Origin of the sequence: Amycolatopsis sp. NPDC006131 (genome assembly GCF_040614175.1) — a bacterium.
Lineage (GTDB): Bacteria > Actinomycetota > Actinomycetes > Mycobacteriales > Pseudonocardiaceae > Amycolatopsis_E > Amycolatopsis_E tucumanensis.
Genome location: NZ_JBEXTX010000027.1, coordinates 67,570 through 75,346 on the forward strand (window position 1 = coordinate 67,570; position 7,777 = coordinate 75,346).

General features: G+C 72.8%; 11 protein-coding genes. 6 read left to right on the forward strand and 5 right to left on the reverse strand.

The features are described from left to right. Positions 1–13: 13 nt before the first annotated feature. Both rpmB and ABZ215_RS16870 read left to right on the forward strand, forming a co-directional pair. The gene (gene rpmB, locus ABZ215_RS16865; protein ID WP_017987500.1) at positions 14–205 is read left to right on the forward strand and encodes a 50S ribosomal protein L28; all 192 of its coding nucleotides are present in this window, start codon (positions 14–16) and stop codon (positions 203–205) included. A gap of 142 nt (positions 206–347) precedes the next feature. Continuing rightward, complete coding sequence (locus tag ABZ215_RS16870) at positions 348–1,025, forward strand: uracil-DNA glycosylase (RefSeq protein ID WP_027931876.1); 678 nt, start codon at positions 348–350, stop codon at positions 1,023–1,025. 230 nt (positions 1,026–1,255) lie between these two features. Here ABZ215_RS16870 and ABZ215_RS16875 read toward each other — a convergent pair whose 3' ends face one another. From ABZ215_RS16875 to ABZ215_RS16885, 3 genes are read right to left on the reverse strand one after another with little or no spacing between them, the layout of a single operon-like run. Then, a complete protein-coding gene (locus tag ABZ215_RS16875; protein ID WP_017987498.1) occupies positions 1,256–1,777 on the reverse strand; it encodes a gamma carbonic anhydrase family protein in 522 nt (173 codons plus the stop codon). Further along, entirely contained in the window at positions 1,755–2,234 is a 480-nt protein-coding gene (locus ABZ215_RS16880; protein WP_354950210.1) for a GNAT family N-acetyltransferase, read from the reverse strand. Before ABZ215_RS16880 ends, ABZ215_RS16875 begins: the two co-directional genes overlap by 23 nt. Before the next feature lie 20 nt (positions 2,235–2,254). Next, positions 2,255–3,223, reverse strand: coding sequence for a thiamine-phosphate kinase (locus ABZ215_RS16885; RefSeq protein ID WP_354950211.1), 969 nt, complete (start codon positions 3,221–3,223; stop codon positions 2,255–2,257). Positions 3,224–3,332: 109 nt separating this feature from the next. Here ABZ215_RS16885 and ABZ215_RS16890 point away from each other — a divergent pair, with 109 nt between their 5' ends. Both ABZ215_RS16890 and ABZ215_RS16895 read left to right on the forward strand, forming a co-directional pair. Continuing rightward, complete coding sequence (locus ABZ215_RS16890; protein WP_017987495.1) at positions 3,333–3,566, forward strand: Lrp/AsnC ligand binding domain-containing protein; 234 nt, start codon at positions 3,333–3,335, stop codon at positions 3,564–3,566. 3 nt (positions 3,567–3,569) lie between these two features. Continuing rightward, positions 3,570–4,103 carry a DUF3515 domain-containing protein gene (locus ABZ215_RS16895; RefSeq protein ID WP_020418075.1) on the forward strand — a complete coding sequence of 178 codons (534 nt, stop codon included), beginning with the start codon at positions 3,570–3,572 and terminating at the stop codon, positions 4,101–4,103. A gap of 144 nt (positions 4,104–4,247) precedes the next feature. On the opposite strand, the gene ABZ215_RS16900 is transcribed toward ABZ215_RS16895, so the two are convergent. Together ABZ215_RS16900 and ABZ215_RS16905 are read right to left on the reverse strand one after the other, a co-directional pair. Continuing rightward, the gene (locus tag ABZ215_RS16900; RefSeq protein WP_354950212.1) at positions 4,248–5,333 is read right to left on the reverse strand and encodes a D-alanine--D-alanine ligase family protein; all 1,086 of its coding nucleotides are present in this window, start codon (positions 5,331–5,333) and stop codon (positions 4,248–4,250) included. Between the two features lie 36 nt (positions 5,334–5,369). Then, complete coding sequence (locus ABZ215_RS16905; RefSeq protein ID WP_354950213.1) at positions 5,370–6,740, reverse strand: PLP-dependent aminotransferase family protein; 1,371 nt, start codon at positions 6,738–6,740, stop codon at positions 5,370–5,372. A gap of 71 nt (positions 6,741–6,811) precedes the next feature. Between ABZ215_RS16905 and ABZ215_RS16910 the strand changes: the two genes are divergently transcribed. Both ABZ215_RS16910 and ABZ215_RS16915 read left to right on the forward strand, forming a co-directional pair. Then, positions 6,812–7,459 (forward strand): pyridoxamine 5'-phosphate oxidase family protein, encoded by a 648-nt coding sequence (locus ABZ215_RS16910; RefSeq protein WP_020418072.1) that lies wholly within the window; start codon positions 6,812–6,814, stop codon positions 7,457–7,459. Between the two features lie 9 nt (positions 7,460–7,468). Then, on the forward strand, positions 7,469–7,777 hold a 309-nt coding region (locus tag ABZ215_RS16915; protein ID WP_354950214.1), incomplete at its 3' end, for an AAA family ATPase.

Genomic DNA, 7,777 nt, shown 5'->3' on the forward strand with positions numbered 1-7,777 from the left:
AAAGGAGTTCGACGTGGCTGCCGTGTGCGACGTCTGTGGCAAGGGACCGGGCTTCGGCAAGTCCGTCTCGCACTCCCACCGGCGTACCAACCGCCGCTGGAACCCGAACATCCAGACTGTGCACGCCAAGATCGGCGTGTCCCAGCGCAAGCGGCTGAACGTCTGCACCTCGTGCCTGAAGGCCGGCAAGGTCGTTCGCGGCTGAGGCGCGAAGCCCGGGACGGCGAGTGCTCGCGGAGAGCGCTCGCCGTTTTTTCGCGCCTCGGTGTCTTTCGGGGGTCGAACCCCCGCACCCCCGCCGGGGGCAAGCCCCCTGGACCCCCGGGGTGCCGCTAAAGTACGCCGCCGTGGCAGCGAAACCCTTGCACGAGATCGTCGAAGCGGGATGGGCCAAGGCGCTGGACCCGGTGGCGGACCGCATCGCCGCGATGGGCGAGTTCCTGCGTGCGGAGATCGCCGCCGGCCGCCGGTACCTGCCCGCCGGCGAGCACGTGCTGCGGGCCTTCCAGCAGCCCTTCGACGACGTCAAGGTGCTGATCGTCGGCCAGGACCCGTACCCGACGCCCGGCCACCCGATCGGCCTGTGCTTCGCGGTGGCCCCGGACGTGCGGCCGCTGCCGAAAAGCCTGATCAACATCTACCAGGAATACTGCGACGACCTGGGCTACCCCACGCCGTCCAACGGTGACCTGACGCCGTGGACCGAGCAGGGCGTGCTGCTGCTCAACAGGTCGCTGACCGTGCGGCCCGGTTCGCCCAACTCGCACAAGGGCAAGGGCTGGGAAGAGGTCACCGAGCAGGCGATCAAGGCGCTGGCCGCCCGCGGCAAGCCAATGGTGGCGATCCTGTGGGGCAGCAACGCGCGCAGCCTGAAGCCGCTGCTCGGCGGCGTGCCGTGCATCGAGTCGGTGCACCCGAGCCCGCTGTCCGCGCGCAACGGCTTCTTCGGTTCGAAGCCGTTCAGCCGCGCGAACGAACTGCTCCAGCGGCAGGGCGCCGAGCCGGTCGACTGGAAGCTGCCCTAGCCGCAGACGCGGGGCTGCCCTTGCATGGCAGCCGCGGGCCGAGGCAGCCACAACCCCGCTCGCAGCCGCGGCTCCCGTGCCCCGCCGCCCAGAACCGACGACCGCACGGACGGCGACGGCCCTGGGCGAAGCTCTCGAAGCTCCCCGCCCAGCAGTCACAACAGGGCGCGCCGCCGCCGTGTTCGCGCCTGCGGCTCCCGTGCTGCCGGGCCGCGCCGTCGTGCGCCGCCCTAGTCGATTCTCCGCAGCGCGCCGCGGAACCACTGCGCCCGCTCGACGTAGCCGTCCACCACGCGCTGGATCTTCTCCGGCCCGAAGGACTTGTTCTCCCGCACCTTGGCGGGCACGCCGAGCGCGATGTGCCCGGACGGCACGTGCGACGAGTACGACAGCACCGCCCCGGCGCCGACCATCGCGCCGTCCTCGATGACGCTTCCGTTGAGCACCACCGAACCCGACGCGATCAGGCACCCGCTGCCGATCCGCGCGCCCTCGACGTGCACCGCGTGCCCGATCGCCGACGACGGGCCGAGGACCGTCGGGTCCTGGGCGGTGCAGTGCAGCACGCACCCGTCCTGCACGTTCGACCGCTCGCCGATCTCGATGTAGCCGTTGTCACCGCGCAGCACGGTCTGCGGCCACACCGACGCGTTCGGCCCGATCCGCACGTCGCCGATCACCGTGGCGTCCGGGTGCACGAACGCCGTGGGGTGGATCGACGGGGTCAGCTCACCGAGCGCGTAGATCGCCACGCGAACCCTCCAAGTCCTTGCCCAGGTACACCGAGAGCGGATCGTCCCGGTAGTGGCCGAACGCCGGCACGTCCGTGTAGCCCGACGACCGGTACAACGCGATCGCCTCCGGCTGCTTCAGCCCGGTCTCCAGCACCAGCCGCCTGCGCCCCGCGGCGAGCGCCGTCCGCTCCAGCTCCGCCAGCACGGCACGCGCGAAACCCTTGCCCCGCGCGGCGTCCGCGACGTACATCCGCTTCAGCTCGGCCTCGTCGTCACCGCGGACGCGCCAGCCACCGCAGGCGACCGGCTCCCCGTCCAGGTAAGCGACGACGAACAACCCCAGCGGCGGCGCGAACTCGGCCGGATCGACCGGGGTGGCGTCCGTCTCGCCGTAGCGCACGACGTACTCCTGCTGCACGGCGGCGATCAGCTTGACCGCGTCCGGATCGTCGAAGGCAACCACGCGAAGGTCCACAACGGGTCACCGTAACGGGCTCAGCGCCAGTGCTCCCAGCCACTTTCGCCGTGGTACTCCTCACCGTCGACCGTCACGCCCGAGTCCGCCATCGTGACCGCGCCGATCCGCCGCCAACCTTCGGGCAGGTCGACGAACGACGGGAACGTCGCGACCAGCGCGTGGTCCTCGCCGCCGGTCAGCACCCAGGTCAGCGGGTCCGCACCCAGCGCGGTGCCGACGTCAACGAGTTTCCGGTCAATCTCCAGGTGCTCGGTCCGGACGTCGATGCCGACGCCCGACGCCTCGGCGATGTGCCCGAGGTCGGCAAGGAGGCCGTCCGAGACGTCGATCATCGCCGTGGCGCCGGCGATCGCGGCCGCGGGCCCGGCGGCGTAGTCGGGTTCCGGCGCGCGCTGGGCGTTGACGACCGCGACCGGTGAGCGGAACCCGCGGCCGAGGGTGGCCAGGCCGGCCGCGGCCCAGCCGAGCCGCCCGGACACGGCCACGATGTCACCCGGCCGCGCGCCGGAGCGCGTCACCGGTTCACGTCCCTGCAGGTCGCCGAGCGCCGTGATGCTCACCACCAGCTGGTCCGCGCGCACCATGTCGCCGCCGACGACCCCCGCCCCGGCGCGTTGTGCTTCCGCCCACAGGCCGTCGCTGAGTTCCCGGACCACCTTCGCGGGCGTGTCCGGCGGGCAGGCGAGCCCGACGAGGACGGCTGTGGGCACCGCGCCCATCGCGGCCACGTCGGCGAAGTTCTCCGCGACCGCCTTGCGCCCGACCTGGTCCGGAGTGGACCAGTCCAGCCGGAAGTGCACGCCCTGCACCAGGACGTCGGTGGTGGCGACGACCCGCCCGTCCGGCGCGGCGACGACGGCGGCGTCGTCACCGGGGCCGAGGAGGGTCGGTGCGGGTTGTCTTCGATTCTCGGTGACGGCGCGGATGAGGCCGAACTCACCCATTCCGGCGACCGTGCCGGAGTCGGATGCCTGGTGGGTTGACATGCGTCACCTCGGTCGCTCGATAGTCGGATGACCTAGATTCGTGGTCCGTGCGGTAGGTTCTGACCACGTTCCTACCTTGAGTTAGACGCCGGAGACGAAGGGGCGCGCCGTGGTCCACGCATACATCCTCATCCAGACCGAAGTCGGCAAGGCCGCCGCGGTCGCCGCGGAGATCGCCGGGATCCCCGGCGTCACCAGTTCCGAGGATGTGACCGGTCCCTACGACGTCATCGTCCGCGCCGAGGCGGACAACGTCGACCAGCTCGGGCAGCTCGTGGTCGCGAAGGTGCAGGGCGTCGAGGGCATCACCCGCACGCTGACCTGCCCCGTGGTGCACCTGTAAGCGATGGCGGACACCGAGACCGGGGCTCCGCCGCGGGCGCGGCTCGTGGTCGCGGCCGTGCTGGTGGTCGTGCTGGCCGCCGGGGTCGCGGTCATCGGGCTGATGATGCGCGATTCCGGCGACGGCGAGGGCCCGCTGGCGCTCGTGCCGGTGGACGCGCCGCAGGCCGGTTCGGCCGAGTGCGCGCAGCTGATCCCGGCGATGCCCGCGCAGCTGGACTCGAAGGGCACCGCGCTGCCGCGCCGGACGATCGCGGAGCCAGCCCCGGAGGCGACGGTCGCGTGGGGGTCGCCGGAGTCGATCGTGTTGCGCTGCGGGCTGGGCAAACCGCCGGAGCTGACGCCGACCAGCCAGTTGCGCGTGGTCAGCGGCGTGCAGTGGCTGCCGGTCGAGGGGCCGGGTTCGTCGACGTGGTACGTGGTGGACCGGGCGGTGTACGTCGCGCTGACGGTGCCGGACTCCGCGGGGACCGGGCCGCTGCAGCAGATCTCGGACACCGTGGCGGCCACGCTGCCCGCCGTGCCGCTGCGCTTCTGACCGCGCGACCCTGGAGGGCGCGGCACACCCGGCGCTCCCGCGCGAGGCGCTGCCCTGGCCGTTCCGCTGACCGGCCGCCGGTCCTCTGCAACGGGCGCCGCCGCACGTGCGGGCTGACCGGGAGCGCAGCCCCCGAACCGCAGGTCAGCGCAGCCCGGTGCCCCTGGCCAGCGCGGTGTCGATCAGCGTCGTCAGCAGCGTGCGGTAGTCGACGCCGGTGACCTGCCACATCTTCGGGTACGCCGAGGTCGACGTGAAGCCGGGCATGGTGTTGACCTCGTTCACTGTCAGCTCGCCGTTCGGGCCCACGAAGAAGTCCACCCGCGCCAGGCCCTGGCAGTCCAGCGCCTCGAACGCCTTCACCGCCTGCGCGCGCAGCTTCTCGGTGACCGAATCGTCCAGCTTGGCGGGGATGTCCAGCTCCGCGTCCTCGCCGATGTACTTCGTCTCGAAGTCGTACCAGGCGGACTCGTCGTCGGAGAGCACGCGCACCTCGGCAGGCAGCGACGCCTCCACCCGGCCGTCCGGGAACTCCAGCACGCCGCACTCGACCTCGCGCCCGGGCACGGCCGCCTCGACCAGCACCTTCGGGTCCGTCTCGCGCGCCAGGGCGATCGCCGCGTCCAGGTCGGCCCAGTCGGTCACCTTGCTGATGCCGATCGACGACCCGGCCCGCGACGGCTTCACGAACACCGGCAACCCCAGCCGCTCCCGGTCAGCTTCGTCCAGAGTGGACTGACCACGGCGCAGCTCCACGTAGCGGCCGACCGGCAGCCCCTCCGCGGCGAGCAGCTTCTTCGCGTAGCCCTTGTCCATCGCGGCGGCGCTGGCGAGCACGCCCGGCCCCACGTACGGGATCCCGGCCATCTCCAGCAGCCCCTGCAGCGTGCCGTCCTCGCCGAAGGCGCCGTGCAGCACGGGGAAGACGACGTCGACCCCGCCGAGCGCCTCGGCGCCGGGGTCGGTGACGACCAGCTCGCGCCGCGTCGGGTCGCCGGCCAGCACCAGCGACTGGCCGCCGTCGACCGAGGGCAGCTGCCGGTTCTGGATGGTGAGGGTCTTCGGGTCGGCGGTGCCCAGCACCCAGCCGCCCTCGCGGGTGATCCCGATGGGCACGACCTCGAAGCGGTCGCGGTCCAGGTGCGCCAGCACGCTGCCCGCCGACAGGCACGAGATGGTGTGCTCGGTGCTCCGGCCGCCGAACACCACGGCCACCCGCGTCTTCCTCATGGGCCGTCACCCTACCGGGCTCTTGCCCCGATCCGATCAGCGCAGTAAGCCCACCAGCGTGTCCAGCGCGCCGCTGAGCGCCTCCCGCGAACAGCCCGCGTAACCGATCGCCACGCCGAAGGCCCTCGGCGTGCCGGCGAAGTGCCGCGCCAGCCCGTCCAGGCGGATTCCCCGCACCCGGCCTGCCGCCAGGCGTTCCCGCTCCACCTCCGGCGACGGGAACGGCACCACCAGGTGCGCGCCCGCGTCGTCGCCCAGCACCGGGATTCCGGCTTCCCGCAGCGCCGACACCAGCAGCACCCGCCGCTCGGACAGCTCGCGTCGCAGTTTCCGCAGGTGACGGCCCAGGTCACCGTGTCGCGCGAGTTCGACGAGCACTCGCTGGCCCGCGGGCGACGGGCGCGTTCCGGTGCGGTCGCGGTGCCCCAGCACGGACGACGTGACCGCGCCCGGCGCGACCATCCACCCCGCGCCGAGGGTGGGCGTGAGGATCTTGCTGGTGGTGCCGAGGTGCACCACGACGTCCGGCGCGAGCGCGGCGAGCAGCGGCAGCGGCGCGACGTCGAACCGCAGCTCGCCGTCGTAGTCGTCCTCGATGATCAGCATGTTCTCGGCGCGTGCCCGCTCGACGAGTTCCACCCGGCGGGCCGCGTTCAGCCGCGACCCCATCGGGTACTGGTGCGCGGGCGAGCAGTAGACCCCGCGCACGCCGGTCGGGATCGCGTCCGTGCGCAGGCCCTCGCCGTCGACCGGCACGCCGACCACCTTGAGCCCCGCGCTCAGGAACGCCTCCACCGCTCGCTGGTAGCCGGGCTCCTCGACGGCGACGGTGTCCCCGGCGCGGAAGACGGCCCCGGCGAGCTCGAACACCGCGGCCGTGGTGCCGCCGGTCGCCAGCACCGAATCGGTGCCGACCGCGAGCCCGCGGTGGCGCAGCAGGTGCTCGGCGATCGCCGCCCGGTATTCCGGCAGCCCGGCCCGGTGCGCGCTGGTCAGCGGTGGCGTGTCGGCGGCGGCGCGCCAGGCCCGGCGCCACGCGGCCCGGTCGATGCCCGCCGCCCATGGCGTGCCCGGGGTGAGGTCGAGCAGCTCCTCCGGTTCCGTCACATCTCCCGGGACGACGCGGTGGACGGGCCGGTCGCTGGGTGGTGAGGTGGTGACGTAGGTGCCGGAACCGTGCCGCCCGGTGATCCAGCCTTCGGCGTGCAGTTGCTCGTAGGCGGCGGAGGTGACGGTGCGGCTGACGCCCAGCCGCGCGGCGAGGGCCCGGGTGGACGGCAGGCGGTCGCCACCGCGCAGGTGACCGGTCGACGCTGCCTCGCGCAGGGCGTCGGCGAGCTGCACGGCCAGTGGCGTCGCGGCCTCGCGGTCGAGGGTGACGGGCAGCGCGGTCGCGGGCTGGGACACCGGAAGTGGCCTTTCGTTTTTCCTCGAATGTGGATCTACCAGGAGTCCACTATACCCTCGACACTGAAGTCATGACCACGCTCTCGCCGACCCCGCGCAGCACTCTGACCCGCAAGAAGGACCGCGCGGCCACCGATCGCGAGCGCCTGTACGAGGTGCTCGACGACGGCCTGATCTGCCACCTCGGTCTCGTGCTGAACGGCTCCCCCGTCGTGCTGCCCACCGGCTACGGCCGCGACGGCGACACCCTGTACTTCCACGGCTCGACGGGCGCCGGGAACCTGCGCGCGGCGGCCACCGGCATCGACGTCTGCGTCACGGTCACGCTGCTCGACGGTCTGGTCTACGCGCGCTCGCTCAACAACCACTCCATGAACTACCGCAGCGCGGTGGTGCACGGAACCGCGCGCCTGGTGACGGGCGAGGAGAAGATGCACGGGCTGCACGTCGTGACCGAGCACCTCACGCCGGGCTCGTGGGACCACGCGCGGGCGGTGAACGCGAAGGAGCTGGCGTCGGTTTCGGTGCTGGCGCTGGATCTCGCGGAGGCGTCGGTGAAGATCCGCGCCGGCGAACCGATCGACGACCCGGAGGACATGGACAGCCACGAGATCTGGGCCGGGGTCGTGCCGGTCCAGACCACGTTCGGCGAGCCCATCCCGGCCGCGTACATGCCCGCGGGTGCGCCGATCCCGCCGCACGTGCGTGCGCGTGGGTAGCGTCGGGGTGTGCTGACCACCCTCGCCGTCGAGAACTACCGCTCGTTGCGGGACCTGGTGCTGCCGTTGTCCCGGCTGACGGTCGTCACCGGCGTCAACGGCACCGGGAAGTCCAACCTGTACCGCGCGCTGCGCTTGCTCGCCGACGCCGGGCGGAACGGCGCGGTGGCCGCGCTGGCCCGGGAAGGCGGGTTGCCGTCGACCTTGTGGGCTGGGCCGGAGTCGGTCGGGCGCGCGGTCCGGGAGGGCCGCGCGCCGGGGGCGGGGGCGGGGCGGACCAAACCGGGGGGGGGGGGGGGGGGGGTGTGCGGCGGCGGA